This is a genomic window from Micromonospora sp. SYSU B005 (assembly GCF_055362685.1).
The window spans coordinates 80,847-106,363 of the sequence record NZ_JAXCFU010000006.1 but is presented as its reverse complement, the minus strand read 5'-3'; the positions used below and the strand labels follow the sequence as shown (position 1 = coordinate 106,363).

The 25,517-nt window shown below is 74.6% G+C and carries 20 protein-coding genes and 1 pseudogene; 14 read left to right on the top strand and 7 right to left on the bottom strand.

All coding sequences use genetic code 11. From position 1 onward, the window contains the following. Nucleotides 1-3 precede the first annotated feature (3 nt). The 3 genes from SM452_RS16005 to SM452_RS15995 are packed head-to-tail and all read right to left on the bottom strand — an operon-like array spanning nucleotide 4 to nucleotide 2,071. A complete protein-coding gene (locus SM452_RS16005) occupies nucleotides 4-600 on the bottom strand; it encodes a TetR/AcrR family transcriptional regulator (protein ID WP_355509032.1) in 597 nt (198 codons plus the stop codon). Further along, on the bottom strand, nucleotides 597-1,352 hold the full coding sequence (locus tag SM452_RS16000) for an ABC transporter permease (RefSeq protein WP_262014627.1): 756 nt from the start codon (nucleotides 1,350-1,352) through the stop codon (nucleotides 597-599). The genes SM452_RS16005 and SM452_RS16000 overlap by 4 nt, the downstream gene beginning before the upstream one ends. Beyond that, the gene (locus SM452_RS15995; RefSeq protein WP_463840183.1) at nucleotides 1,349-2,071 is read right to left on the bottom strand and encodes an ABC transporter ATP-binding protein; all 723 of its coding nucleotides are present in this window, start codon (nucleotides 2,069-2,071) and stop codon (nucleotides 1,349-1,351) included. Before SM452_RS15995 ends, SM452_RS16000 begins: the two co-directional genes overlap by 4 nt. A gap of 110 nt (nucleotides 2,072-2,181) precedes the next feature. On the opposite strand from SM452_RS15995, the gene SM452_RS15990 reads away from it, so the two are divergent. From SM452_RS15990 to SM452_RS15970, 5 genes and pseudogenes are all read left to right on the top strand, one after another. Beyond that, nucleotides 2,182-2,571: a MerR family transcriptional regulator gene (locus SM452_RS15990; RefSeq protein ID WP_064445250.1), complete on the top strand. Its 390-nt coding sequence runs from the start codon at nucleotides 2,182-2,184 to the stop codon at nucleotides 2,569-2,571. 152 nt (nucleotides 2,572-2,723) lie between these two features. Then, a pseudogene (locus SM452_RS15985) lies at nucleotides 2,724-3,359 on the top strand (phosphoribosyl-AMP cyclohydrolase); the annotation flags it as partial. Nucleotides 3,360-3,551: 192 nt separating this feature from the next. After that, on the top strand, nucleotides 3,552-3,965 hold the full coding sequence (gene hisI, locus SM452_RS15980) for a phosphoribosyl-AMP cyclohydrolase (RefSeq protein ID WP_318336391.1): 414 nt from the start codon (nucleotides 3,552-3,554) through the stop codon (nucleotides 3,963-3,965). Beyond that, nucleotides 3,962-5,515, top strand: a complete 1,554-nt coding sequence (locus SM452_RS15975) for an anthranilate synthase component I (protein ID WP_194801252.1) — start codon at nucleotides 3,962-3,964, stop codon at nucleotides 5,513-5,515. The genes hisI and SM452_RS15975 overlap by 4 nt, the downstream gene beginning before the upstream one ends. After that, on the top strand, nucleotides 5,512-6,069 hold the full coding sequence (locus tag SM452_RS15970) for a Trp biosynthesis-associated membrane protein (protein WP_262014630.1): 558 nt from the start codon (nucleotides 5,512-5,514) through the stop codon (nucleotides 6,067-6,069). The genes SM452_RS15975 and SM452_RS15970 overlap by 4 nt, the downstream gene beginning before the upstream one ends. On the opposite strand, the gene SM452_RS15965 is transcribed toward SM452_RS15970, so the two are convergent. Beyond that, nucleotides 6,062-6,337, bottom strand: a complete 276-nt coding sequence (locus SM452_RS15965; protein ID WP_135241248.1) for a hypothetical protein — start codon at nucleotides 6,335-6,337, stop codon at nucleotides 6,062-6,064. The genes SM452_RS15970 and SM452_RS15965 overlap by 8 nt on opposite strands. A 445-nt stretch (nucleotides 6,338-6,782) precedes the next feature. Here SM452_RS15965 and trpC point away from each other — a divergent pair, with 445 nt between their 5' ends. The 3 genes from trpC to trpA are packed head-to-tail and all read left to right on the top strand — an operon-like array spanning nucleotide 6,783 to nucleotide 9,655. Then, nucleotides 6,783-7,586 (top strand): indole-3-glycerol phosphate synthase TrpC, encoded by an 804-nt coding sequence (gene trpC / locus SM452_RS15960; protein WP_194801305.1) that lies wholly within the window; start codon nucleotides 6,783-6,785, stop codon nucleotides 7,584-7,586. 34 nt (nucleotides 7,587-7,620) lie between these two features. Further along, complete coding sequence (gene trpB, locus SM452_RS15955) at nucleotides 7,621-8,847, top strand: tryptophan synthase subunit beta (protein ID WP_262014631.1); 1,227 nt, start codon at nucleotides 7,621-7,623, stop codon at nucleotides 8,845-8,847. A gap of 4 nt (nucleotides 8,848-8,851) precedes the next feature. Then, nucleotides 8,852-9,655, top strand: coding sequence for a tryptophan synthase subunit alpha (trpA, locus tag SM452_RS15950; RefSeq protein ID WP_463840182.1), 804 nt, complete (start codon nucleotides 8,852-8,854; stop codon nucleotides 9,653-9,655). 129 nt (nucleotides 9,656-9,784) lie between these two features. On the opposite strand, the gene SM452_RS15945 is transcribed toward trpA, so the two are convergent. Beyond that, complete coding sequence (locus SM452_RS15945) at nucleotides 9,785-10,336, bottom strand: NUDIX hydrolase (protein WP_262014633.1); 552 nt, start codon at nucleotides 10,334-10,336, stop codon at nucleotides 9,785-9,787. Between the two features lie 102 nt (nucleotides 10,337-10,438). Here SM452_RS15945 and lgt point away from each other — a divergent pair, with 102 nt between their 5' ends. Together lgt and SM452_RS15935 are read left to right on the top strand one after the other, a co-directional pair. Next, nucleotides 10,439-11,653: a prolipoprotein diacylglyceryl transferase gene (gene lgt / locus SM452_RS15940; RefSeq protein WP_355509038.1), complete on the top strand. Its 1,215-nt coding sequence runs from the start codon at nucleotides 10,439-10,441 to the stop codon at nucleotides 11,651-11,653. Between the two features lie 11 nt (nucleotides 11,654-11,664). Continuing rightward, nucleotides 11,665-12,852, top strand: a complete 1,188-nt coding sequence (locus SM452_RS15935; protein WP_013287548.1) for an FAD-dependent oxidoreductase — start codon at nucleotides 11,665-11,667, stop codon at nucleotides 12,850-12,852. Nucleotides 12,853-12,873: 21 nt separating this feature from the next. On the opposite strand, the gene SM452_RS15930 is transcribed toward SM452_RS15935, so the two are convergent. Continuing rightward, nucleotides 12,874-13,716, bottom strand: coding sequence for a GNAT family N-acetyltransferase (locus tag SM452_RS15930; RefSeq protein WP_463840181.1), 843 nt, complete (start codon nucleotides 13,714-13,716; stop codon nucleotides 12,874-12,876). A gap of 145 nt (nucleotides 13,717-13,861) precedes the next feature. Here SM452_RS15930 and gltB point away from each other — a divergent pair, with 145 nt between their 5' ends. Together gltB and SM452_RS15920 are read left to right on the top strand one after the other, a co-directional pair. Then, entirely contained in the window at nucleotides 13,862-18,529 is a 4,668-nt protein-coding gene (gene gltB / locus SM452_RS15925; protein ID WP_463840180.1) for a glutamate synthase large subunit, read from the top strand. Further along, nucleotides 18,522-20,027 carry a glutamate synthase subunit beta gene (locus SM452_RS15920; protein WP_463840179.1) on the top strand — a complete coding sequence of 502 codons (1,506 nt, stop codon included), beginning with the start codon at nucleotides 18,522-18,524 and terminating at the stop codon, nucleotides 20,025-20,027. The genes gltB and SM452_RS15920 overlap by 8 nt, the downstream gene beginning before the upstream one ends. Nucleotides 20,028-20,135: 108 nt before the next feature. Here SM452_RS15920 and SM452_RS15915 read toward each other — a convergent pair whose 3' ends face one another. Further along, entirely contained in the window at nucleotides 20,136-21,671 is a 1,536-nt protein-coding gene (locus tag SM452_RS15915; protein ID WP_355509046.1) for a M1 family metallopeptidase, read from the bottom strand. A gap of 197 nt (nucleotides 21,672-21,868) precedes the next feature. Here SM452_RS15915 and SM452_RS15910 point away from each other — a divergent pair, with 197 nt between their 5' ends. Both SM452_RS15910 and SM452_RS15905 read left to right on the top strand, forming a co-directional pair. Beyond that, complete coding sequence (locus SM452_RS15910) at nucleotides 21,869-22,654, top strand: SGNH/GDSL hydrolase family protein (protein ID WP_262014640.1); 786 nt, start codon at nucleotides 21,869-21,871, stop codon at nucleotides 22,652-22,654. 115 nt (nucleotides 22,655-22,769) lie between these two features. Then, nucleotides 22,770-25,448 (top strand): type 1 periplasmic-binding domain-containing protein, encoded by a 2,679-nt coding sequence (locus SM452_RS15905; RefSeq protein ID WP_463840178.1) that lies wholly within the window; start codon nucleotides 22,770-22,772, stop codon nucleotides 25,446-25,448. The last annotated feature ends 69 nt before the right edge of the window (nucleotides 25,449-25,517 follow it).

The window sequence follows — 25,517 nt, the reverse complement described above, 5'->3', positions numbered from 1 at the left end:
GGCTCAGGTGATGTCGCCGGTGAGGTACCGCTGGACCGTCGGGCCGATGGCTGCCACCAGCGTCGCCGGCTCGGCGGTGGCGACGGCGTCGAGGCGGAGCACGTATCGCATCATGGCCAGCCCGGCGAGCTGCGTGGCGACCAGGCCGCCGCGCAGCGCGCGCTGGGCCGGGTCGACGTCGAGCTGGTCGAGCACCCGCCGCAGCACCTGCGTGACCAGGAACTCGCGCAGCAGGCGCGCGGTCCACTCGTTGCTGACGGCCGAGCGCAGCAGCGCCACCGCGGCGGTGCCGGTGGGGGAGTCCCAGACCTCCAGGAACACCCGGACCATCCGCTCGCCGAGCGCGTCCGGGCCGCCGGCGAGCACCGCCGGCAGCAGCCGTCCCGGGTCGGCGGGGAACGCCGTCGCGGCCCGGAACAGCTCCTCCTTGCCGCCGAAGTAGTGGTGCACGAGCGCCGGGTCCACTCCGGCCGCGGCGGCGATGGCCCGGATGGACGCGGCGTCGAACCCGCGCTCGGCGAACGCCTCCCGGGCCGCGGCGAGGATCGCCTCGCGGGTGTCCGGGGTGCCGGGCCGCCGCCCGGTGCGCCGCGCGTTCACCCGCTGCGCCGGCGCAGCGTCGCGGCGGCCAGCACCAGCGCCGCCACCGCCGCCCCGGCCACGACCGCCACGTCCCGCCACATCGTCCCGGTCGGTTCGGCGTGCGCGCCGACCTCCTGCAACGCCTCGACCGCGTACGACAGCGGCAGCGCGTCGCTGATCGCCTGGAGCCAGCCGGCCATCTGGTCGCGCGGCACGAACAGGCCGCACAGCAGCAGCTGCGGCGCCACCACCACCGGCATGAACTGGACCGCCTGGAACTCGGTGCGGGCGAACGCCGAGCAGAACAACCCGAGCGCTACCGCGAGCACCGCGTTCACCCCGGCGATCAGCACGACCAGCCACGCGCTGCCCGCGGTCTCCAGCCCGAACACCCGGTACGCGACGACCGAGGCGACAGTGGACTGGAGCACCCCGGCCAGGCCGAACGCGATGCCGTACCCGAACAGCAGGTCGAGCTTGCCCAGCGGCGTGGTGAGCAGGCGCTCCAGCGTTCCAGTGGTGCGCTCGCGGAGCATGGCGATGCTGGTCACGAGGAACATGATGATGAACGGGAAGAAGCCCAGCATGATCAGGGCCACCCGGTCGAACGTACTGGGCCCGCCGGGCGGGGCGGGCTGGTCGACGTACATGTAGTAGACGAGCGTGAGCAGCACCGACGGCACCACGACGAGCAGCGCCACGGTCCGCCGGTCGTGCCGGAGCTGGCGCAGGATGCGCCCGGTGGTGGCGGCCAGGATCCGTCCGTTCATCGCGCCTCTCCCTCGGCGTCGCGGATCAGGCGCAGGAACGCCTCTTCCAGGTCGTCGGTCCCGGTGGCGGCGCGGACCGCGGCCGGGGTGTCGTCGGCGACCAGCCGGCCCTCGCGGATCAGCAGCAGCCGGTCGCAGCGGGCGGCCTCGTCCATCACGTGGCTGGACACCAGCAGCGTGGTGCCGTTCGCGGCCATCGCGTGGAACCGGGCCCACAGGTCGGCCCGCAGCACCGGGTCCTGGCCGACTGTGGGTTCGTCGAGGACGACCAGCTCCGGTTCGCCGACGAGCGCGCAGGCGAGCGAGGCGCGGCTGCGCTGGCCGCCGGAGAGCGTGCCGACGAGCTGGTCGGCCGCCTTGCCGAGGCCGACGTCGGCCACCGCGCGGTCGGCCTCGGCGCGGCCCCGGCCCTGGAGCGCCGCGAAGTAGCGGGCGTTCTCCCGCACCGTCAGGTCGGCGTAGACGCTCGGCGCCTGGGTCAGGTAGCCCACCCGGCGGCGCAGGTCGGCCGAGCCGGCCGGGCGGCCGAGCACGTCGACGGCGCCGGAGCCGACCGTCTGCACGCCGACCACCGCGCGCATCAGCGTGGTCTTGCCACTGCCGCTGGGCCCGAGCAGCCCGGTCACCGTGCCCCGGGGCACCACGCAGCTGATGCCGTGCAGCACCCGCCGCCCGCCCCGGTCGACCACCAGCTCGTGGACCGACACCGCGTCGTCCATGCTCGCCTCCGTCAATTCATCACCCGTTGAACTCAACGGTAGGTGAATTCCGTCTCCAGGGCAATGAGGGACTTGACTTCGAGTGCGCTCGAACTGGAAGCCTGGAGGGCGTGGACATCAGCACGCGGGAGACGAGCCTCACCGTGGGTGAGGCGGCGGAACGGGTCGGCCTGACCACCTACACGCTGCGCTGGTACGAGCAGGAGGGCCTGGTGGGCCGCGTCGGGCGGGACTCGTCCGGCCGGCGGCGCTACACCGAGTCCGACGTCAACTGGCTGTTCCTGCTCACCCGGCTGCGGCGGACCGGGATGCCGGTGCGCGACATGCGCCGCTACGCCGAGCTGGCCCGGCACGGGGACAGCACGCTCGGCGCGCGGCGGGCGCTGTTCGAGGCGCACCGCGCCCGGGTGCTGGCCCGGATGGCCGAGCTGGAGGAGGACCTGAAGGTCCTCGAGCACAAGATCGACGCGTACCGCCGGGCGGAGGAGGAGTCGGGCTGACCGCGCCCGATGGCGGACAGGGAGTCCGGCACCGGAAGATCGGATCTCGGCACCATGACGCCGTGGGTCCAGCTCCGTTGCCCGAAACCGGGTTCCTCGACGACTGGGCCGCCCGACTCCGGCAGGTCGCGGACCGGCCGGTCGTCGGGATCATGCTGCGCGGCAGCCACGCCCGGCGGGCCGCCACCGAGCACAGCGACGTCGACGTGGACGTGCTCGTCGCCGCCGACGACGGACGCGCCGCCGCCGGCGCCCGGCAGCCCACGTCCCGCCGCGGCACCCCGTACGCGGCCCGGCGGGCGTACCTGGCCGAGTTCGCCGGTCGCCTGGTGCACGTGTCGGTGGCCGCCCGCGACATCCGCTCCTGGGTGCGCCGCCTGGGCCAGCCCGCCGACTGGGCGTTCGGGCTCCCGGTCACCGCGCCCGCCCGGCTGCTCTGGGCCGCGCCGGAATGGCGCCGTCGGATCGACCTGCCGGTGCTCTGCCAGCCCGCCGACGAGCCGCGCCTGGAGGAGCTGATCGCGACGCTGGGCAAGGTCGCCGCGGCCCGCGTCGCCGACGACCCGGCCGGGGTCCGGCTCGCCGCGGCCGACCTGGCCCGGCTCTGCCCCTCGGTGCTGCGGCCGGCCAACCCGTCGGTGCGAGTGGTGTCCCGCCGGGCCGCCCTGACCGCCGCGCTGGACCTGCCGGTCGCCCCGCCCGGCTACCGCGACGACATGCTGCTCTGCCTCGGCTCGCGCCCCGGCGACCCGGCCGAGGTCGGCGCCGCCGCGGGACGGCTGGTCACCGGCATCCTCCCGCTGATCCGCCCGTACGCCGACGAGATCGCCGCCACCCACGGCGCGGACCTGGCCGAGGCGCTCGTCGACGGCCGGGTGGAGCGCTACCTCGCCCAGCTGGGCCGGGCGCTGGGGCCGGTGACGCCCGCCTCCCGGGACACGTCGGCGGTCCCCGGGCCGCGTGCGGGAGAATGGTCAACCGTGCCCGCCCCTGACGCGCCGCTGACCGGCGCCCCCACTCCCGGCCCGGCCCGGCCGTCCCGGCTCGACCCGGCCATCGCGGCCAGGCTCCGCCGCACCCCGGACGGCCTGGTCGCCGCCGTGGTCCGCGCCCACGACACGGGCGAGGTGCTGATGGTCGCCTGGATGGACGACGAGGCGCTGCACCGCACGCTCACCACCGGCCGGGCCACCTACTGGTCGCGCAGCCGCGGTGAGTACTGGGTCAAGGGCGCCACCTCCGGCAACCACCAGTACGTGCGCTCGGTGGCGCTCGACTGCGACGGCGACGCGCTGCTGGTCAGCGTGGAGCAGGTCGGCGCGGCCTGCCACACCGGGCAGCGCACCTGCTTCTTCACCGAACTGCCGGTCAGCTCCCCGGAGGTGACCCCGTGACCGACGGCACCGTCAGCCCGGACCGGTCCACCTTCGCCGGCCTGGCCGCCCGCTGGCGGGTCGTACCGGTGACCCGGCGGCTGCTCGCCGACGCGGAGACGCCGGTCGGGGTCTACCGCAAGCTGGCCGGTGGTCCCGGCACGTTCCTGCTGGAGTCCGCGGAGCAGGGCGTCGGCTCGGCCGGCACCGCCTGGTCGCGCTACTCGTTCATCGGCGTCCGCAGCAGCGCCACGCTGACCGAGCGCGACGGCGCGGCGAGCTGGACCGGCACCCCGCCCGCCGGGGTGCCCACCGGCGGCGACCCGGTCACCGTGCTGCGTGAGACGGTCGCCGCGCTCGCCGGGCCGGGCTGGGATCCGGCCGGTGACATGCCGCCGCTGACCGGTGGCCTGGTCGGCTACCTCGCCTACGACCTGGTCCGCCGCTTCGAGCGCCTGCCCGAGCTGACCGAGGACGAGCTGGACGTACCCGAGCTGGGCATGATGCTCGCGACCGACCTGGTGGTCCTCGACCACTACGAGGGCTCCGCGATCCTGGTCGCCAACGCGGTGCTGCCGCCGCTCGACGACCCCGACCGGGCGGAGCTGGTGGAGGCCGCGTACCACCACGCCGTCGGCCGCCTCGACGCGATGACCAGCGCGCTGTCCCGACCGATTCCGCCCATGGTCTCGACAGTGGACCGGCCCGGCGTCGGTGAGGTGGTCAGCCGCACCCCCGAGGGCGGCTACCCGAAGGCGGTGGAGACGGCCAAGGAGGCGATCCGGGCCGGCGAGTGCTTCCAGATCGTGCTCAGCCAGCGCTTCGAGCGCCCCACCGACGCCGACCCGCTCGACGTCTACCGGGTGCTGCGCACCACCAACCCCAGCCCGTACATGTACCTGCTGCGCTTCGACGGCTTCGACATCGTCGGCTCGTCGCCGGAGGCGCACCTCAAGGTCAGCGCCGGCCCGGACGGGCGGCGGCGGGCCCTGCTGCACCCGATCGCCGGCACCCGCCCGCGCGGCGGCTCCCCGGACGGCGACGCCAAGCTCGCCGCCGAGCTGCTCGCCGACCCCAAGGAACGCGCCGAGCACGTGATGCTCGTCGACCTGGGCCGCAACGACCTGGGCCGGGTGTGCCGGCCGGGCACCGTCGAGGTGCCCGAGTTCGCCACCATCGAGCGGTACAGCCACGTCATGCACATCGTCTCCACCGTCGTCGGGGAGCTGCGCGACGACCGCACCGCGTTCGACGCGCTGGCCGCGACGTTCCCGGCCGGGACGCTCAGCGGCGCGCCCAAGGTGCGGGCCATGGAGATCATCGAGGAGCTGGAGCCGGTCCGGCGCGGCGTCTACGGCGGCACCGTCGGCTACTTCGCCTTCGGTGGCGACCTGGACATGGCCATCGCGATCCGTACCGCGCTGATCCGTGACGGTCGCGCCTACGTGCAGGCCGGCGCCGGGATCGTGGCCGATTCCGACCCCGCCGCCGAGGACCGGGAGACGCGCAGCAAGGCCGCCGCCGTGCTCGCCGCCATCGCGGCCGCCGAGACGCTGCGGGCCGCCCGGTGAGCGCGCCCGGCACCACCGCGCCGGCGGCCCGCGGGCGGCGCGAACTCGCGTACGCGGTGCTCCTCTGCCTGGCCGGCGCGGGCCTGGCCTGCTGGGCGGTGACCCGGACCTGGGCGGTGGAGGCGACCGCCCGGGGGTCGCTGCCGTCCGGGCGGGCCGAGCGCACCGGTACGGAGCTGCTGCCGTGGGTGCTGGCGCTCACCTACGTGGGACTGGCAGGCGGCGGCGCGGTGCTCGCCACCCGGGGCCGGCTGCGCCGGCTGCTGGGTGTGCTGCTGGCCGGCGTCGGCCTGGCGGTGGCGGTCGGCGGCGGGATCGGCCTGACCGAGGCCGGGGTGAGCCGGCAGTGGCCGGCGCTGGTGCTCGCCGGCGGCCTGGCCCTGGCTGCCGGCGGCGCGTTCACCGCCCTGCGCGGGGACGGCTGGCCGGCGATGGGCGCCCGGTACGAGCGGCGGTCCGCTCCGGCGGACGAGCCCGGCCGGCCGGCGGTCGAACGTGGCACCCGGGACGCGTGGGACGCGCTGGACCGGGGCGAGGACCCGACGGTCAGCTGACCGGCTGCGCCTCGCGGGCGTCGCGCCGCTGCCGGGCCGCGGCCCGTGCGGCGGCCAGCTCGGCCACCAGCCGCTCCAGCTCGCGGCGCTGCGCGGCGCGGGCCCGGTCGGCGCAGACCGCCTCCCAGGCGTTGCCGCGGGCGGTACGCATCCGGCCGTCGCCGGCCACCGCGCGTTCGAGCGTGTCCACCACGCCGACGGCGAGGGAGGCGACGGTACGGGAGATGGTGGTCAAGCCGATGGTCTGGGTCGGCCCGTTGGCGCTCATGGTCACCCCATACGAGATCGTTGGCGACGGTCGGCAGCCGCCGGCGTCGAGTGTGCCCGACGACGATGCTTCCGGGCGGACGTTTCGCCGCCGTGAAGCACAGGTCAACGCTGCCGCACCGGGGACGACCTGGGCAGGGCCGGAGGTCCTTGAGCTTGGTCACAGCCCATCGCCGGAACCCGTCCTGCGGGCCCGGAACGATCGTGGTGAGATAGGGGATGGGTGACGGTCGATGCCAGCGGTGGCGCTGCGTGACATGGCGTTCACCGGAAGTCGGCCATCATGCCACAGCCCATGTCGTGAGGTGCGCCATACCCCCCGGCACTCGTCGCCAGGTGGCGCCCCCTAGCATCGGCCCATGACGCCCGGAGAGGGGAGTCCGTTGGTGACTGCTGAGCATGCGCACGCGGAGGGGGACGACGCCGGAGCGGCGCCGTCCGCAGGGGTGCTCGACGAGATCCTGGCCGGCGTGCGGGAGGACGTCGCCCGGCGCCAGGAGCAGGTTCCGCTGGAGCGGATCCGGGAGCTGGCCGCCGCGGCGCCGCCACCGCTGGACGCGTACGCGGCCCTGCGCCGCCCCGGCGTCGCGGTGATCGCCGAGGTGAAGCGCTCGTCGCCGTCCAAGGGGCGGCTGGCCGAGATCGCCGACCCGGCCGACCTGGCCGGTGACTACGCGGCAGGTGGCGCGCGGGCGATCAGCGTGCTCACCGAGGGCCGCTGGTTCGGCGGGTCGCTCGACGACCTGGCCGCCGTGCGGGCCGCGGTGAACGTGCCGGTGCTGCGCAAGGACTTCGTGGTCTCCAGCTACCAGGTGCACGAGGCCCGCGCGCACGGCGCCGACCTGGTGCTGCTGATCGTCGCCGCGCTGGAGCAGAACGCGCTGGTCGGGCTGCTGGAGCGGATCGAGTCGCTCGGCATGACCGCGCTGGTCGAGGTGCACACCGAGGAGGAGGCGGACCGCGCCCTGGAGGCCGGCGCGCAGGTCATCGGCGTGAACGCCCGCGACCTGCGTACCCTGGAGGTCGACCGCTCGGTGTTCGAGCGGATCGCGCCCGGCCTGCCGAGCAGCGTCGTCAAGATCGCCGAGTCCGGGGTGCGCGGTCCGCACGACCTGATCCGCTACGCCTCCGCCGGCGCCGACGCCGTGCTGGTGGGCGAGGGCCTGGTCACCCAGAAGAGCCCGCGCGAAGCGGTGGCCGAGCTGGTCAACGCCGGTAACCACCCGGCCACGCCCCGCCCGGTGCGCTGAGCCGCCGGGCACCCGACCCGAGAGGACGCCCGCGATGAGCGCCGCACCCGCAACCGGCCCGGTCCCCGACTCCGCCGGTCACTTCGGCCGGTTCGGCGGCCGGTTCGTCCCCGAGGCGCTCGTCGCCGCGCTCGACGAGCTGGACGCGGCGTACCGGAAGGCGATGGGCGACGAGGACTTCCTCGCCGAGTTCGACGCGCTGCTGCGCGACTACGCCGGCACGCCCTCGCTGCTCTACGAGGCCCGGCGGTTCTCCGCGCAGATCGGCGCGCGGGTCCTGCTCAAGCGCGAGGACCTCAACCACACCGGTGCGCACAAGGTCCGCAACGTGCTGGGTCAGGCGCTGCTCACCAAGCGGATGGGCAAGCGGCGGGTCATCGCGGAGACCGGCGCCGGCCAGCACGGCGTCGCCACCGCCACCGCCGCCGCCCTGTTCGACCTGGAATGCGTGGTCTACATGGGCCAGGTGGACACCGAGCGGCAGGCGCTGAACGTGGCGCGGATGCGGATGCTCGGCGCCACAGTCGTCCCGGTGACCACCGGCTCGCGCACGCTCAAGGACGCGATGAACGAGGCGATGCGGGACTGGGTCGCCAACGTCGAGGACACCCACTACCTGATCGGCACCGCCGCGGGGCCGCACCCGTTCCCGGAGATGGTCCGCGACTTCGTGCGCGGCATCGGCGAGGAGGCGCGCCGGCAGTGCCTGGACCTGACCGGCGCGCTGCCGGACGCGGTCGCGGCCTGCGTCGGCGGCGGCTCCAACGCGCTGGGCATCTTCCACGCGTTCGTGCCGGACGCCGGCGTGCGGCTCTACGGCTTCGAGGCCGGCGGCGAGGGCGTCGACACCGGGCGGCACGCCGCCAGCATCACCGGCGGCTCGTCCGGCGTGCTGCACGGCACCCGCACGTACGTCCTCCAGGACGCCGACGGGCAGACCATCGAGTCGCACTCGATCTCGGCCGGCCTGGACTACCCGGGCGTCGGCCCGGAGCACGCCTGGCTGCACGACACCGGCCGGGCCACCTACCTGCCGGTGGACGACGCCGACGCGATGGCCGCGTTCGAGCTGCTCTGCCGCACCGAGGGGATCATCCCGGCGATCGAGAGCGCGCACGCGCTCGCCGGTGCCCGCGCCGTCGCGCCCCGGCTCGCCGAGGAGCTGGGCCGGGAGCCGGTGATCGTGGTCAACCTGTCCGGGCGGGGCGACAAGGACGTGCACACCGCCGGCGCGTACTTCGGCATCCTCGACAAGGAGTGACAGCGTGAGCCGCATCGGGGTCGCCTTCGACAAGGCGCGGGCGGACGGGCGGGCGGTGCTGGTCGGCTGCATGCCGGCGGGCTTCCCGACCGTCGAGGGCAGCATCGCCGCCATGAAGGCCATGGTCGAGGCGGGCGTGGACGTCATCGAGGTGGAGATCCCGTACTCCGACCCGGTGATGGACGGCCCGGTCATCCAGAAGGCGAGCGACATCGCGCTGGCCGGCGGTGTCCGCGTCGCGGACGCGCTGCGCGTGGTCGAGGCGGTCGCCGCGACTGGGGCGAGCGTGGTCACCATGACCTACTGGAACCCGATCGAGCAGTACGGCGTGGACGCGTTCGCCCGCGACATGGCCGCCGCCGGCGGCACCGGCCTGGTCACGCCGGACCTGATCCCCGACGAGGCCGCCGAGTGGCTGGCCGCCTCCGACGCGCACGGCCTGGACCGCACGTTCCTGGTCTCGCCGTCCTCGACCGACGCGCGGCTGCGGATGACCGTCGAGCACTGCCGCGGCTTCGTCTACGCCACCGCGATCATGGGCGTCACCGGCGCCCGCGCGCAGACCTCCGAGGCGGCGCCGATCCTGGTCTCCCGGCTGCGCGAGGTCACCGACATCCCGGTCGGCGTCGGGCTGGGCGTGGGCACCGGTGCGCAGGCCGCCACCGTGGCCGGGTACGCCGACGCGGTGATCGTGGGCAGCGCGCTGGTCCGCTGCGTGCTGGACGCCCCGGATCAGGCCGCCGGCCTGACCGCCCTGCGCAAGCTCAGCGCCGAACTGGCCGAGGGCGTCCGCAACCCCGCTCGCTGACGGCCGGCTCGCCATGCCCTTGATCGACTCCATTACGCCGAGCTGGCGTGGTCATGGACGCCAGGACGCCGCCACTTCGCCGAACTGGTGTCGATCATGCGCGAGCGTTCCGCGTGAGCGGGAGGGTGGTCAGCGGCTACTGCTGTCGGCCTGCTCGGATGCGCGCTGGCCGGGCGGGGCGGGCGGCCCGTCGCCGGGCTGTCCGTCGCCGGGTGGCGTGAGCGCGTCGGCGGCGGTCGTGTGCCGCAGCACGCCGGCGCGGCCGGCGAGCGCGTCCGCGATCGCCGCGCGCGTGGTGGGGGTCAGCACGTCGGGCAGTTCCTGCGGCGGCCACCACCGCGGCAGGCACCCGGCCGACGGTTCGCCCGACGGCTCGACGTCGGCCGGCCCGGCGCGGAACACGTGCACCAGAACGTCCGGGCGCCCGCCGCAGCGCCCGGCCGGCGGCGCGGGCGCCTGCGGGTCGGTGACCCGGTAGAGGCCGACCAGGTCGGCCGGCGCCACCGCCCAGCCGGTCTCGGCGCGGACCGCCCGGACGACGGCGTCCGCCGGGCTCTCGTCGTGACGCAGCCGCCCGCCCGGCAGGCCCCAGCGCCGGGCCCCCTCGGACCGGCGGCAGAGCAGCAGCCGGCCTGATGCGTCGGTGACGACAGCGGCGACCGCCCAGGTGAGCGGGCTCATGGACAAACAGCCTACGACCGTGCAAACCAGAAGTCATCCGACCCGCGCGGCAGGCGGCCCGGGGTGCCGCACACACAGTCCGCACCGGTACCGTGTGCACCCGTGACCCTCGCCCCGATGACCCCACTGGCGGCCATGCCCAGCCCCAGCACCGCCGTCTGGCAGCTCGGTCCGGTTCCGATCCGGGCGTACGCGCTCTGCATCATCCTCGGCATCGTGGTGGCCTGCGTGGTCACCGAGTACCGGCTGCGCCGCCGCGGTGTGGCGCCGGGCGCGGTGCTCGACATCGCCGTCTGGGCCGTGCCGGCGGGCATCATCGGCGCGCGGATCTACCACGTGATCACCTCGCCGGAGAAATACTTCGGTGCCGGCGGCGAGCCGATCAAGGCGCTCTACATCTGGGAGGGTGGCCTCGGCATCTGGGGTGCGGTGGCCGGTGGCGCGGTCGGCGCGTGGCTCGCCGCGCGGCAGCTCGGCATCCCGTTCACCGTGATCGCCGACGCGCTGGCGCCGGGCCTGCCCCTGGCGCAGGCCGTCGGCCGGCTGGGCAACTGGTTCAACAACGAGCTGTACGGCGGGCGGACCACGCTGCCGTGGGGCCTGGAAGTGCACGTCATGGACCCGGACAACCCGGGTCACGCGCTGCGCGACGACGCCGGCAACCCGGTGCTCCAGCCGGGGCTCTACCACCCGACGTTCCTCTACGAGGCGCTCTGGAACATCGGCGTCGCCGCGCTGGTGCTGTTCCTCGACCGCAAGCTGCGGCTCGGTCGCGGCCGGGCGTTCGCGCTCTACGTGATGGGTTACACGGCGGGCCGGTTCTGGATCGAGCTGATGCGCACCGACGAGGCGAACCTGATCCTCGGCGTACGCCTCAACGTCTGGACCGCCGCGCTGGTCTTCCTCGGCGCGCTGGCCTACTTCATCCGGGTCCGCGGCCCGCGCGAATACCTGGTGCCGGTGGGCGAGCCGGCTCCCGCCGCCGGCCCGGCCGGTGACGTGTCCCAGGTCGACCTGTCCGCCCGGGAGGCCGCCGCCCGGCCGGCCGTGCCCGAGGGCTACCGGGTGGTGACCGAGGAGCAGTTCGAGGCGTACCGGAAGACCGGCGAGCTGCCCCCGGAGCCGGCGGCGGACGACGAACCGGCAGGGGCCGAGCCCGCAGCCGACGCCGCCGCGACGGGCCGCACGGACGACGACGGCGCGACGGCCGAGCGGACGGACGGCGACGACACCGAGGACGACCCGCAACGGGCGGACGCCGAGCGGACGAACGCCGGCCGGGCCGACGGCGGGCGCCCGGCGGACCGGGACAGCTGAGCGGGGGAGTCATGCGCAGCGCGGTGGTGGTCGGCGCCGGCCTCGGCGGAATGGCGGCGGCCGGTGTGCTGGCCCGGTCGGGCTGGCAGGTCACGCTGCTGGAACGCGCCGACCGGGTTCGCCCGGAGGCGACCGCCGTGGTGCTCTGGCCCAACGGGGTACGCGCGCTGCGCGCCCTCGGGCTGGGCGACGGGCTGGACGCGATCGCCACCCCGCTGCCCGACGGCGGCGTGCGCCGTCCCGACGGGCACTGGCTGGTGCAGGCCCGGTCCACGCCGGCCGAGCGGATGCCGGTGGTGGTGCACCGGGAGGACCTGCACGACGCGCTCATCGCCGGTCTGGGTGACCGGGTCGAACTGCGTACCGGCGTGACAGTGCGGACGGTGCGCGCGGCGTCGGGCGAGCGCCCGGCGGTGGGCGACGGCCGGCACACCTACGAGGCGGACCTGGTGGTGGCCGCCGACGGCACCGACAGCGAGATCCGCCGGCACCTCGCCCCGGAGACCGCCGTGGTCAGCTCCGGGTGCGCCGCCTGGCGGGCCGTCATCCCCTGGTACCGGGCCCCGCAGCTGCCCGACGACCAGCCGGTGCACGGCGAGACGCTCGGCGCCGGCTACCGCTTCCTGGCCGCCTCGCTCGGCGAGCGGGGCACCGCGGGCGCCTCCCGCCGGGGCGGCGTCTACTGGGTCGCCACTGCCGCCGGTGCGCCCCGGCCGGAGCCGCCGGAGATCCAGCTCGCGCTGCTCAAGCGCTGGTTCGCGGGCTGGCCGGCGCCGATCGGCACGTTGCTGGAGGCGACCGATCCGGAGGACGTGGTCCAGCAGGAGATCCGTGAGCTGCGGCCGCTGCCGAAGGCGTACGGCTTCCCGGCCGGCCCGGGCGGCGTGGTGCTGCTCGGCGACGCCGCGCACGCCATGCCGCCGCACCTCGGGCAGGGCGCCTGCCTGGCGTTCGAGGACGCGGCGACGCTGGCCGGGCTGCTGCGGGAGTCGCGGCTGCCGGATGCGGTCACCGCGTACGACAGGTTGCGCCGCCCCCGCGCGGCCACGATGGTCCGGCAGACCCGGCGGATGTCGGCGGTCCTGCAGGCCCGGGGCCGTCTGGCGCTGCGCGCCCGGGACGCGGCGCTGGGCACGATCAGCCCGCGCCTGCGCAACACCGCCGCCGCGGCGGCCGCCGCCTGGCAGCCGCCGTCCTGACCTCCTCCGCGGCGTGCGGCCTCAGATGACGGCGGCGGGCTCGGCGATGCAGGCGGTGCCGATCCGGCGGAACCCGACCCGCAGGTAGACGCGGGCGATGTCCTCGCTGCCGGCGCTCAGGAAGATCAGGCCGGTGCCGGCGGCGCGCAGTTCCCGCGCGAGCGTGGCGGTCACCGCCGCGCCCAGGCCGCGTTGCCGGGCGGACGGCAGCGTGGCCACCCCGGCGATCTCCGCCACGTCGTCGACCCGCATCGCCATCCCGCTGGCCAGCGCGCCCTCGTCGGGCGTCTCGGCGAGCACCGAGATGCGCCGGCCGTCGGCGACCCGGGTCGCCTCCTCCTCCAGCGCGGCCACGTCCAGCTGGGCGAGGGCGGCGTCCCGCTCGGCCGGTCCGGCGTCGCCGCGCGCGGTGCCGCCGTTGGCGAAGCCGACCGCCGCGACCGCCCGGCGCAGCGCGATGTCCGCCGCGAAGCCGGGGTTGCCGGGGTCCAGCACCCGCACCGGTACGTCACTGAACGTCCCCGGATCGGGCAGCCGCTCCGGTTCCAGCAGCATCAGCGGCGCCTCCAGCACGCTGAGCCCGGCCGAGCGGGCCACCGCCAGCAGGTCGGGCTGGTGCTCGTGCACCCACTCGAACGCCTCGGGCAGGCCCAGTTCCCGCTGGCGGGCGCGGACCGCCGTCACGTCGGCGAGCGTGGGCGCCTCGGTGGCGTCGAGCCGGGGCCGGGCGTAGAACGGCCATCCGGCGCCGTCGCGGACGAACAGCACCAGGGCGCCGTGATCCTCGGTCCGGGCCCCGTCGCGGGGCACCGCGTCGTAGAACCGCTCCAACCGGGCGAGTACGTCAGCGCGTGCGAGATCCACCGCGCGAGACTACACGTCCCAGCATCTGGAAGTGTGATCAATCTGAACTGGCCTTGCGCCGGAAGCCCTAACGTAGACTCAATAAACCGCAGAGGGCCGACGTCGTCCCCATCATGATCCATCCTGAGTGTCGACAGGAGGCCCGGTGGCCTTTCCGTACCCTCACAGCCCGCAGTCGGCCCCGCGGACGACCGGGCTCTACGACCCCGCGTACGAGCACGACGCCTGCGGCGTGGCCTTCGTGGCCGACCTGCACGGGCGGCGCTCGCACCAGGTCGTCGCGAACGGCCTCGGGGCGCTGTGCCGGCTGGACCACCGGGGAGCCCGGGGCGCGGAGCACAACACCGGGGACGGCGCCGGCATCATGATCCAGGTGCCGGACGCGTTCCTGCGCGCCACCGTCGACTTCCCGCTGCCCCCGGCCGGCCAGTACGCCACCGGCCTGGTGTTCCTGCCCGACGACGACGCGGCCGAGGCCCGCGCCCGCCAGGTGGTGGACAAGTACGCGCTGGTCGAGGGCGCCGACGTGCTCGGCTGGCGCGAGGTGCCGACCGACCCGTCCGGCCTGGGGGAGACCGCGCTCGCGGCCATGCCCCGGGTCCGGCAGCTGTTCGTCGCCGCGCACCGGCTGACCGACTCGCCGACCGGCCCGGCCGGCTCCCCGCTGACCGGGCTCGACCTGGACCGGGTGGCGTTCTGCCTGCGCAAGCAGGTCGAGCGGGAGACCGCCGAGCGAGGCGTGCCGGCATACTTCCCGTCGCTGTCCGGCCGCACCATGGTGTGGAAGGGCATGCTCACCCCGGACCAGCTCCCCGCGTTCTACCCGGAGCTGACCGACGAGCGGGTGGTCAGCGCCATCGCGCTGGTGCACTCGCGCTTCTCCACGAACACGTTCCCGTCCTGGCCGCTGGCGCACCCGTACCGGTTCATCGCGCACAACGGCGAGATCAACACGATCCGGGGCAACCGGAACTGGATGCAGGCCCGCGAGGCGCTGCTGCGCAGCCCGAGCATCCCCGGCAACATCCGCCGTGTCTTCCCGGTGTGCACCCCCGCCGCGTCCGACTCGGCCAACTTCGACGAGGTGCTGGAACTGCTGCACCTGGCCGGGCGGAGCCTGCCGCACGCGGTGCTCATGATGATCCCCGAGGCGTGGGAGAACGCCCCGGACATGCGCGCCGACAAGCGCGCGTTCTACCGCTTCCACGCCAGCCTGATGGAGCCGTGGGACGGCCCGGCGTCCGTTGCGTTCACCGACGGCGAGATCGTCGGCGCGGTGCTGGACCGCAACGGCCTGCGCCCGGGCCGCTGGTGGCACACCGCCGACGGCCTGGTGGTGCTCGGCAGCGAGGCGGGCGTGCTCGACCTCGACCCGGCCACCGTGGTCGCCAAGGGCCGGCTCCAGCCCGGCAAGATGTTCCTCGTCGACACCGTCAACGGCCGGATCGTCTCCGACGACGAGATCAAGACCGAGCTGGCCGCCGAGCAGCCGTACCAGGAGTGGCTGCACGCCGGTCTGATCGAGCTGGACGACCTGCCGCCGCGCGAGCACACCGTCTACACCCACGACTCGGTACGCCGCCGTCAGCAGACGTTCGGCTACACCGAGGAGGAGCTGAAGATCCTGCTCGGCCCGATGGCCCGCACCGGCGCCGAGCCGATCGGCTCGATGGGCACGGACACGCCGATCGCCCCGCTGTCCACCCGGCCGCGGCTGCTCTACGACTACTTCCATCAGCTCTTCGCGCAGGTCACCAACCCGCCGCTGGACGCCATCCGGGAGGAGCTGGTGACCAGCCTGGCGTCCACCATCGGGCCGGAGGGCAACCTGCTCGACCCGGGCCCGGCGAGCTGCCGGCAGATCGTGCTGCCGTACCCGGTGATCGACAACGACGAGCTGGCCAAGATCCTCTCCATCGACGAGGACGGCGACCTGCCCGGCTTCAAGGCGGTGCGGGTCTCCGGGCTCTACCGCCTGCGCGACGGCGGCGCCGGCATCAAGGCCCGGCTGACCGAGATCTGCCGGCACGTCTCCGAGGCGATCGAGGACGGCGTCCGCATCCTGGTGCTCTCCGACCGGGACTCCAACGCCGACCTGGCGCCGATCCCGTCGCTGCTGCTCACCGCCGCGGTGCACCAGCACCTGGTCCGCGAGCAGACCCGCACCCAGGTGGCGCTGATCGTCGAGTCCGGCGACTGCCGCGAGGTGCACCACGCCGCGGTGCTGATCGGGTACGGCGCGGCGGCGGTCAACCCGTACCTGGCCTTCGAGTCGGTGGAGGACATGATCTCCACCGGCGTGCTGGCCGGCGTCGACCGGGTGAAGGCGGTCCGCAACTACGTCAAGGCGCTCGGCAAGGGCGTCCTGAAGATCATGTCGAAGATGGGCATCTCGACCGTGTCGTCGTACTGCGGCGCGCAGGTGTTCGAGGCGGTCGGCCTGGACACCCGCCTGGTCCACAGGTACTTCCGCGGCACGCCGAGCACCATCGGCGGCATCGGCCTGAACGAGATCCACGCCGAGGTGGCGGCCCGGCACGCGCGGGCCTGGCCGGCGCCGGGCGCGCAGGCCACCGACCGGCTGGAGGTCGGCGGCGAGTACCAGTGGCGCCGCGAGGGTGAGCTGCACCTGTTCAACCCGGAGACGGTCTTCCTGCTCCAGCACGCCACCCGCAGCCGCCAGTACGACGTGTTCCGGCAGTACACCGCCAAGGTCGACGAGCTGGCCGCGCAGGCGGGCTCGCTGCGCGGGCTGTTCACGCTGCGCACCGGCGTACGCCCGGCGGTGCCGCTGGACGAGGTCGAGCCGGCCTCCGAGATCGTCAAGCGCTTCGCCACCGGCGCCATGTCGTACGGGTCGATCTCGGCGGAGGCGCACGAGACGCTCGCCATCGCGATGAACCGGCTCGGCGGCAAGTCCAACACCGGCGAGGGCGGCGAGGACGTCGAGCGGCTGCACGACCCGGAGCGCCGCTCCGCGGTCAAGCAGATCGCCAGCGGCCGGTTCGGCGTGACAAGCGAATACCTGGTCAACGCCGACGACCTGCAGATCAAGATGGCGCAGGGCGCGAAGCCCGGCGAGGGCGGGCAGCTACCGGGCAACAAGGTCTGGCCGTGGATCGCCCGCACCCGGCACGCCACCCCCGGCGTCGGCCTGATCTCCCCACCGCCGCACCACGACATCTACTCCATCGAGGACCTGGCCCAGCTCGTCCACGACCTGAAGTGCGTCAACCCGGCCGCCCGGGTGCACGTCAAGCTGGTCAGCGAGGTGGGCGTGGGCACCGTCGCGGCGGGTGTGGCCAAGCTCAAGGCCGACGTCATCCTGATCTCCGGGCACGACGGCGGCACCGGCGCGTCCCCGCTCAACTCGCTCAAGCACGCCGGCACCCCGTGGGAGATGGGCCTGGCCGAGGCGCAGCAGACGCTGCTGCTCAACAAGCTGCGCGACCGGGTCACCGTGCAGGTCGACGGCCAGCTCAAGACCGGCCGGGACGTGCTGATCGCGGCGCTGCTCGGCGCCGAGGAGTTCGGCTTCGCCACCGCGCCGCTGATCGTCGAGGGCTGCGTGATGATGCGGGTGTGCCACCTGGACACCTGTCCGGTCGGCATCGCCACCCAGAACCCGGTGCTGCGCGAGCGCTTCACCGGCAAGCCGGAGTTCGTGGAGAACTTCTTCCTGTTCCTCGCCGAGGAGGTCCGCGGCTACCTCGCCGAGCTGGGCTTCCGCAGCATCGACGAGGCGATCGGCCACACCGAGCTGCTCGACGTGGCCGGCGCGATCGACCACTGGAAGGGCCACGGGCTCGACCTGAGCCGCGTGCTGCACCTGCCGGAGCTGCCCGAGGGTGCGGCCCGCCGGGGCGTACGCGCCCAGGACCACGGCCTCGACGCGGCGCTGGACAACCGGCTCATCGAGCTGGCCGGGCCGGCGCTGCGCGACGGTACCCCGGTCCGGGTCGAGGTCGAGGTCCGCAACGAGCACCGCAGCGTCGGCGCGATGCTCGGCGGCGAGGTGACCCGCCGATTCGGCGGCGACGGCCTGCCCGACGACACGATCGAGTTCCGGCTGCGCGGCACCGCCGGCCAGTCGTTCGGCGCGTTCCTGCCGCGCGGGGTCACGCTGCGTCTGTACGGCGACGCCAACGACTACGTCGGCAAGGGACTGTCCGGCGGCCGGATCGTGGTCCGGCCGGACGCCGACGCGCCGTTCGTCGGCGTGGACGCCACGCCGGGCCGCCGCGCCGAGGACCAGATCATCGCCGGCAACACCATCCTGTACGGCGCCACCGGCGGCGAGGTGTACCTGCGCGGCCGGGTGGGGGAGCGGTTCGCGGTGCGCAACTCCGGCGCGGTCGCGGTGGTCGAGGGCCTCGGCGACCACGGCTGCGAGTACATGACCGGCGGCACCGTCGTGGTGCTCGGGCCGACCGGGCGCAACTTCGCCGCCGGCATGTCCGGTGGCACCGCGTTCGTGCACCGGCTCGACCAGCGGCTGGTGAACGCCGAGCTGGTCGACCTGGCGCCGCTGCGCGACGAGGAACGCGACCGGCTGCACGAGCTGGTCCAGCGGCACTTCGCCGAGACGGACTCGGCGGTCGCCGAGGACCTGCTCAAGCGCTGGCCGCAGGCGGTGGAGGAGTTCACCGCGGTGGTGCCCCGGGACTACCGCCGGGTCATGGAGATCATGCGGGCCGCCGAAGCCGCCGGCCGAGACGTCGACGACGCGGTGATGAGCGCGCTCAGCGTGCCGTCGGCCGCGCCGGTACCGCCCGCGCCCCGGGCGGTCGCCCAGGAGGTGGCTCGTGCCTGACCCGAACGGTTTCCTGCGCTACGACCGGCGGCTGCCGGCCCGCCGTCCGGTGCCGGTACGCATCTCCGACTGGCGGGAGGTCTACCCGCCGGCCGGTGAGGAGCTGATCCGCGAGCAGGCCACCCGGTGCATGGACTGCGGCATCCCGTTCTGCCACGACGGCTGCCCGCTGGGCAACCGCATCCCGGACTGGAACGATCTGGTCCGCACCGGCAACTGGGACGCCGCGGTGGAGTCGCTGCACGCCACGAACAACTTCCCCGAGTTCACCGGCCGGCTCTGCCCGGCGCCGTGCGAGGCGGCCTGCGTGCTCGGCCTCGGCGGCCAGCAGCCGGTCACCATCAAGCAGGTCGAGGTGGAGATCGCCGACGCGGCCGTGGCCCGCGACGGTCTGCGGCCCCGGCCCGCGTCCGCCCCGACCGGCCGGTCGGTGGCGGTGGTCGGCTCCGGTCCGGCCGGGCTGGCCGCCGCGCAGCAGCTCGCCCGCGCCGGTCACACGGTCACCGTGTACGAGCGCGACGACGCGATCGGCGGCCTGCTCCGCTACGGCATCCCCGACTTCAAGCTGGAGAAGCAGCACATCGACAAGCGGCTGGCCCAGCTCACCGCCGAGGGTGTGCGGTTCCGGACCGGTGTCGAGGTGGGCGTCGACGTGACCGCCGAGCAGGTGCGCGCCGAGCACGACGCGGTGCTGCTGGCCTGCGGCGCGTTGCAGGGGCGCGACACCCCGGAGACGCCCGGCCGGGCGCTGCGCGGCGTGCACCAGGCGATGGCGCACCTGGTCGCCGCGAACCGGGTGGTGGCCGCCGCCGGGGACGGGCGGCCCGCGCTCGCCACGCTGCCCGACGGTACGCCGATCGACGCCGCCGGCAAGCACGTGGTGATCATCGGCGGTGGCGACACCGCCGCGGACTGCCTCGGTGTGGCGCACCGGCAGGGCGCGGCGGGCGTCCACCAGCTCGACCTCTACCCGGAGCCGCCGGCCGAGCGCGACGCGGCGCGGGACCCGTGGCCGACGTGGCCCTGGGTGCTGCGCAACTATCCGGCGCACGAGGAGGGCGGCGAGCGGGTCTTCGCCGTCGCGGTGCAGGAGTTCGTGGACGACGGCACCGGCCAGGTCCGCGCGGTCCGGATCGCCGAGGTGACAGTGGAGAAGGTGGACGGTCGCCGCATCGTCACCCCGCTGCCCGACTCCGAGCGGGAGATCCCGGCCGACCTGGTGCTGCTCGCCATCGGCTTCGAGGGCACCGAGGAGCAGCCGCTGCTGGCCCAGTTCGGGGTGACCCGCAACCGCCGGGGCGCGATCGACTCCGGCCCCGACTGGCAGGCCGCCGACGGTGTCTTCGTCGCCGGTGACATGCACCGGGGGGCCTCGCTGATCGTCTGGGCGATCGCCGAGGGACGCGCCGCCGCGGCGGCGATCCACACGTACCTCGGCGGGGTGGGGGAGCTGCCCGCCCCGGTCGACCCGGCCCGCCAGCCGCTCGCCGCCAGGTGAAAGGAAGGGCCCCCTCTTAACGCCTCAGGTAGAGGAGGGGGCCCTTCTTAACATCCGCCGCCGCGCGGCCCGCCGTCTGCGGACGACGCGCCGCGACGGCGGCGGAGGTCAGCGGCCGAGCAGGTCGTGCGCCGCGCGGATCTTCGCCCACGAGGCCGGCTGCGCCGGTGCGGCGGTCGTCCGCGCGGCGGCGGCCACGGTGGGCCGGCCGGGCGTGAACAGCCAGGTGGTGAACACCGCGTCGAGGTCCCGCCCGGAGATCCGCTCGGCGAGCGCCTGGAACTGCGCGACGGTGCCGTTGCCGTACTGCCGCTTGGCCGTCCAGGTGCGCAGGATGCGGAAGAACGCGGTGTCGCCGACGGCGAGCCGGATCTGGTGCAGCGCCATCGCGCCGCGGTCGTAGACGGCGTCGTCGAAGATCCCGCTGGGGCCTGGGGCGCCGGGGCGTACCTGCCAGAACTCGGAGTCGGCCGGGTAGCTGTCGTAGGTGAAGTCGAACAGCTCCTGCGCGGTGCCCTCGCCCTGCTCCTCGGACCAGAGCCACTCGGCGTACGAGGCGAAGCCCTCGTTGAGCCAGATGTGCCGCCAGTCCGCCACCGACACCGAGTCGCCGAACCACTGGTGGGCGTTCTCGTGCACCACCACGTACGTGTTGGCGCCGCGCCGCCAGAAGCCGGGCCCGTACACCGGGCGGGTCTGTGTCTCCAGGGCGAAGCCGATGCCGTCGACCGGCCCGGCCACGCCGCCCTGCGCCTCGAACGGGTACGGGCCGAACAGCCCGCTCTCCCAGTCGACGATCTCGGCGGTGCGTTCGATGCTGGCCCGCGCGGCCGGCAGGCGCTCGCCGAGCGTGGTGCTGTACGCGTTCACCACCGGCTGCCCGTTCGGTGCGGTGCCGGTGACGATGTCGTACTGCCCGATCGCGAGGAACGCCTGGTAGGTGGCACCGGGCCTGACGCTGCGCCAGCTCCACCGGGTGCGGTTGCCGGCCTCGGGCAGCGGGTCGCGCGGCTGCACGCCGTTGCTGATCACCTCGACACCGGTGGGCACGGACACCGAGACGTCCCAGGTGGCCTTGTCCTTCGGGTGGTCGTTGCTCGGGTACCACCACCAGGCCGACTCGGGCTCGTTGACGGCGAGCGCCCCGTCGGCGGTACGGGTCCAGGCGGTGTAGCCGTAGACGGTGGTCTGCGACGGCACGCCGGCGTACCTCACCACGACGGTGAGCTGCTGGCCCTTCGTCAGCGGCCGGGCCGGGGTGATCACCAGCTCGTGGTCGCCGGCCCGGGTGAAGCCGGCGACCCACCCGTTGACCCGCACCGACTCGACGTCGAGTGCGAAGTCCAGGTTGAACCGGGACAGGTCCTTGGTGGCGGTGGCGAGGATCGTGGTGGTGCCGCTGAGCCGGTCGGTGGCCGGCTCGTAGCGCAGCCGTATGTCGTAGTGGCCGACGTCGTAGCCGCCGTTGCCGTAGTCGGGGAAGTAGCTGTCGCCCAGCCCGGGGCTGCCCGGCGTCGGGGTGGCCGCCGCGGGTTGCGGCCGGCCCCATCCGGTGGGGGCGGCCTGGCCGGGGGCACCGGTCACTGTGGTGCCGGCCGTGGTGAGGGTCAGGGCGGCGATGGCCGCCGTGAGTGCGCGTCGCACGGTGGGACTCCCTCCGTCGGGTGTCGTCACCGTCAAGCTAATCGACACATGTGAACGTATCTGTCCTGTCCGGTCGATCGGGGCTATTCAATTTCGACGGATGTTTCGATAGCATTACCGACCAGTAACAGCACCGATCCCTCGGCCACGCGCGCGGTCAACGGGCTCCACCACCCCTGCACCGTGGAGGCTCTGCCATGCCCCGTCGCGTCCGTACCGCGTTCGCCGCCCTCCTGGCGGCCGTCCTCGGCGCCGTGCTCCTGCCCGGCGCCGCCCGGGCGGCCACCGTCAACTACGTCGCCCTCGGCGACTCCTACTCCTCCGGGGTCGGCGCCGGCCCGTACGACCTGTCCACCTGCCTGCGCAGCCAGAAGTCGTACGCCCCGCTCTGGGCCGCCGCCCATTCGGTCACCAGCTTCAAGTTCCCGGCCTGCGGCGGCGCGGTCACCGCCGACGTGCTGGCCAACCAGGTCGGCCAGCTCAGCAGCAGCACCACGCTGGTCACCATCACCATCGGCGGCAACGACGCCGGCTTCGCCGACGTGATGACCAGTTGCCGCTTCGGCAGCACGTCCAGCTGCGAGAGCGCGGTGAACGAGTCGAAGGCGTTCGCCACCGCCACGCTGCCCGCCCGGCTCGACGCCACGTACACCGCGATCCGCAACCGGGCCCCGAACGCCCGGCTGGTGGTGCTCGGCTACCCGCGGCTGTTCGAGACCGGCTCCTGTGGACTGCTCGCCATGAGCAGCTACAAGCGCACCATCCTCAACCAGGCCGCCGACACGCTCAACGGCGTCATCTCCGGCCGGGCCGCCGCCGCCGGCGGCACCTTCGTCGACGCGCGGCCGTTCTTCGCCGGGCACGGCGTGTGCGCCGCCGACCCGTGGATCCGTGACGTCAGCGGTGTCATCGAGGCGTACCACCCGAACGCGAACGGCTACCGCTACGGCTACCTGGCCGCGCTGACCGCCGCCATCGGCTGATCCGCACGCGAGGAGGGGCCCCGCTCGACACCCGTCCGTCGAGCGGGGCCCCGCCGTGCCGGGTTGCATCGAACGTCGACAATGGTGCGACACCCCGTGTGACCCGGAGGTGACCATGCGCGAACCGGTGACCCGGCCGCGGCCGGTCCGCGAGCAACTCCCGGCCGGCGGCCCGGAACTGCTCACCCTGCTGGCCCGGCTGCTGCGGCGTCCACGCCGCGGTGACCGCCGGCTCCCACTGCTCTGGCTGGTCCGGCCCACCGGGGACGGCGCGGTCGCGGCCCTGCTACGGCGTTTCGCGGCGCGCCGGGCCGGGCGGCGGGTACCGCACGCCGTGCTGGACCTGACCGGCCGGCCCGCCGGCGACGACGTCGCGGCCGTGCTGCGCGAGCTGCACCGGCAGCTCTCCGTGGAGGCGTTCGGCGCGCCCCGGCTGCGGTTCCGGCACTACCCGCTGGCCGACTGGCTGATGCACCAGACGCTCGCCGTGGACCTGGACGCCGCCGACAGCGGCCGGGCCGCGCTGGTGCGCCGGCTACGGGACTGGCGAGGACGGCGTGCCGGAGAGGACCCCCAGGTCGGCGGCGACTCCGGCCTCGGCGCCGCGCTGCACCTGCTGCTCTGGCTGCTGTGGCGGGCCGTACCCGGCGTCGTGTTCCGGATCGCCGTCTCCGGCCGGGTGCCGCTCGTCGGACGGCAGTACCGCTGGTTCATGCGCCAGCAGTACCTGGCGCCCCGGCAGTCGGTGACGTTCCTCGGCTTCGCCGAGCGGCTCACCGCCGGCTGGCGCGACGGCGAACACCCGGCCCAGGTGGAGAAGCTGCTGCTGCACGCGTTCCTGGAGGACCTGCGCCTGGCGTACCGGCGGCGGTTCTGGCGGCCCGGGGACTGGCGCCGCACCGCCTACCCGGTGCTGGTGCTCGACGGCGCGCGGCCGGACAACGTCGGGCACACGCTGGTCCGGCTCGTCGACGAGGTGCGCAACGAGACCGGCCGCAACGATCCGCTGCTCGTCGTCGCGGTCGCCGCCGACCCGCCGCCGGAACCGGCCGCGGCCCGGCCGCTGGCCGAGGCCGAGGAGGCGTACGAGGAGTGGGCCGAGGCGCTGCCGGAGAACCGCCGGCTGCGTCGCTCCGGCGCCTGGCTGATGCTGCTGGAGGCGGACGACCGGGACGTCGACGCCCCGGTGGGAGGCGTCCCGCCGGCCCTTGTCGCGCCCGACCCGCCCTGGTGGGCGCGGCGGTTCCTGCCCGCCGCGGTGGCCCTGGCGCTCGTCGCCGGGCTGGGCGTGTGGGCGCACGGGCGGTGGGCGCCGGACTGCCGCCCCTGGCCCACCGACCGGGTCGCCGTCCGGCTCGTCGGCGGGGAGTGCGTCGGCTACAGCGACACCGCCGGACAGGTCTTCAACAGCGAACCCGGGCAGGACCGGCTGCGCGCCGTGCAGCGGCGCATCTTCGCCCAGAATCGGGCCGCCGAGGAGGTGTGGCGGCGCAGCGAGCACCGCCGCCCCTACCTGACGCTTGTCTACCTGGGCAGCCTCACCGGCAACCGGACCCGCGCCGACGAGGAGTCCTACGTCTCCGAGCGGGAGGAACTGGAGGGCATGGCCACCGCCCAGTACGCCCTGCTCCAGGAGTCGGCGGCGGCGGACGACGCGGCGCTGCTGCACATCGTGGTGGCGAACGCCGGCCGGCAGATGCGGCACGCCGACGACGCGGTACGGATGCTGGAAGGGCTGGCCCGCGACGACCCGACGGTGCTGGGCGTGGTCGGGCTGGTGGACAGCCGCACCAGCACGGCGGCGGCGCTGCGCGAACTCAACCGGGTCGGCCTGCCGGTGCTCGCCCCCACGCTGTCCGCCGACCGGATGGACGCCAACTCCAGCCTCTACCTGGCCATGTCGGCGCCGAACCGGGACCAGGCCCGGATGGTCGAGGCGTACGCCCGGCAGGTGCTGCGGGTGGGGGAGGCGCACGTCTACTGGACCACCGGCGAGGGCAGCTCGCTCACCGACGACCTGTACGTCGCCACCCTCGTCGACGGCCTGCGGGAACGCTTCGGCGACCGGATCACCCGGCTCGACGAGTGGCGCAGCGGGCGGCGGCTCACCCAGGAGTGCGGCTACCCGGGGATGCTCTTCTTCGCCGGCCGCTGGTCGGAGTTCGACGGGTTCATGCGCGCGCTCAAGGAGTGCGGCGCGAACCCGCCCCGGCACCTGGTCGCCGACGACTCGGTGAACCGCTACATGGCCAACCCGGGGCTGCGCGCCAGCGCGCCGGGCAACCTGCCGGTCACGTACGTGTCGAAAGCCGCGCTGGCCACCTGCGCGTCGCTGCGGGCCCCGCAGGCCGGGCGCGACGACGCCCGGGGCAGTTTCCTCACCTGGATCGGCGCGGACGGCCTGCTCGACCCGCCCCGATGCCGCGCCGGGACCGGTCCGCCGGTCGGCGAGCGGGTCAGCCTGGCCTACGACGCCACCATGATGACGGTACGCGCGCTGGAGAGCCTCGCCGCCCGCCTGCGCCACGCCGACACCGGCCGCCGCTGGGAGCCCCGCTCGGTCAACCCGGTCGGGGTGCACGCCGAGGTGCTGCGGCAGAACGCCGCCGGCGGCTACCCGGGGGTCAGCGGCCTCATCCGGTACGCCCCGGACTCCGGCGAACCGGTGGCGAAGCGGCTGGCGCTGCTCACCGTGGCGAAGGTGCCCGACGTGGACGCCGCCCCGGTCGAGGTGTTCCACTGCGGCGTGGCCGACACCGGACCCGACCCCGGCTGCCGCGTCGCACCACGCTAGGCGAGATCTTGGTACGCGCACGCCCCGCAAGGGGCGCCCGCGTACCAAGATCTGCGGAACGAGAGGGCT

Coding starts and splice junctions, on each gene's coding strand:
- SM452_RS16000 (WP_262014627.1), bottom strand. CDS start 1,352: ATGAACGGACGGATCCTGGCCGCCACCACCGGGCGCATCCTGCGCCAG.
- SM452_RS15995 (WP_463840183.1), bottom strand. CDS start 2,071: ATGGACGACGCGGTGTCGGTCCACGAGCTGGTGGTCGACCGGGGCGGG.
- SM452_RS15965 (WP_135241248.1), bottom strand. CDS start 6,337: ATGAGCGCCAACGGGCCGACCCAGACCATCGGCTTGACCACCATCTCC.
- trpB (WP_262014631.1), top strand. CDS start 7,621: ATGAGCGCCGCACCCGCAACCGGCCCGGTCCCCGACTCCGCCGGTCAC.
- SM452_RS15945 (WP_262014633.1), bottom strand. CDS start 10,336: ATGAGCCCGCTCACCTGGGCGGTCGCCGCTGTCGTCACCGACGCATCA.
- SM452_RS15935 (WP_013287548.1), top strand. CDS start 11,665: ATGCGCAGCGCGGTGGTGGTCGGCGCCGGCCTCGGCGGAATGGCGGCG.
- SM452_RS15910 (WP_262014640.1), top strand. CDS start 21,869: ATGCCCCGTCGCGTCCGTACCGCGTTCGCCGCCCTCCTGGCGGCCGTC.
- SM452_RS15905 (WP_463840178.1), top strand. CDS start 22,770: ATGCGCGAACCGGTGACCCGGCCGCGGCCGGTCCGCGAGCAACTCCCG.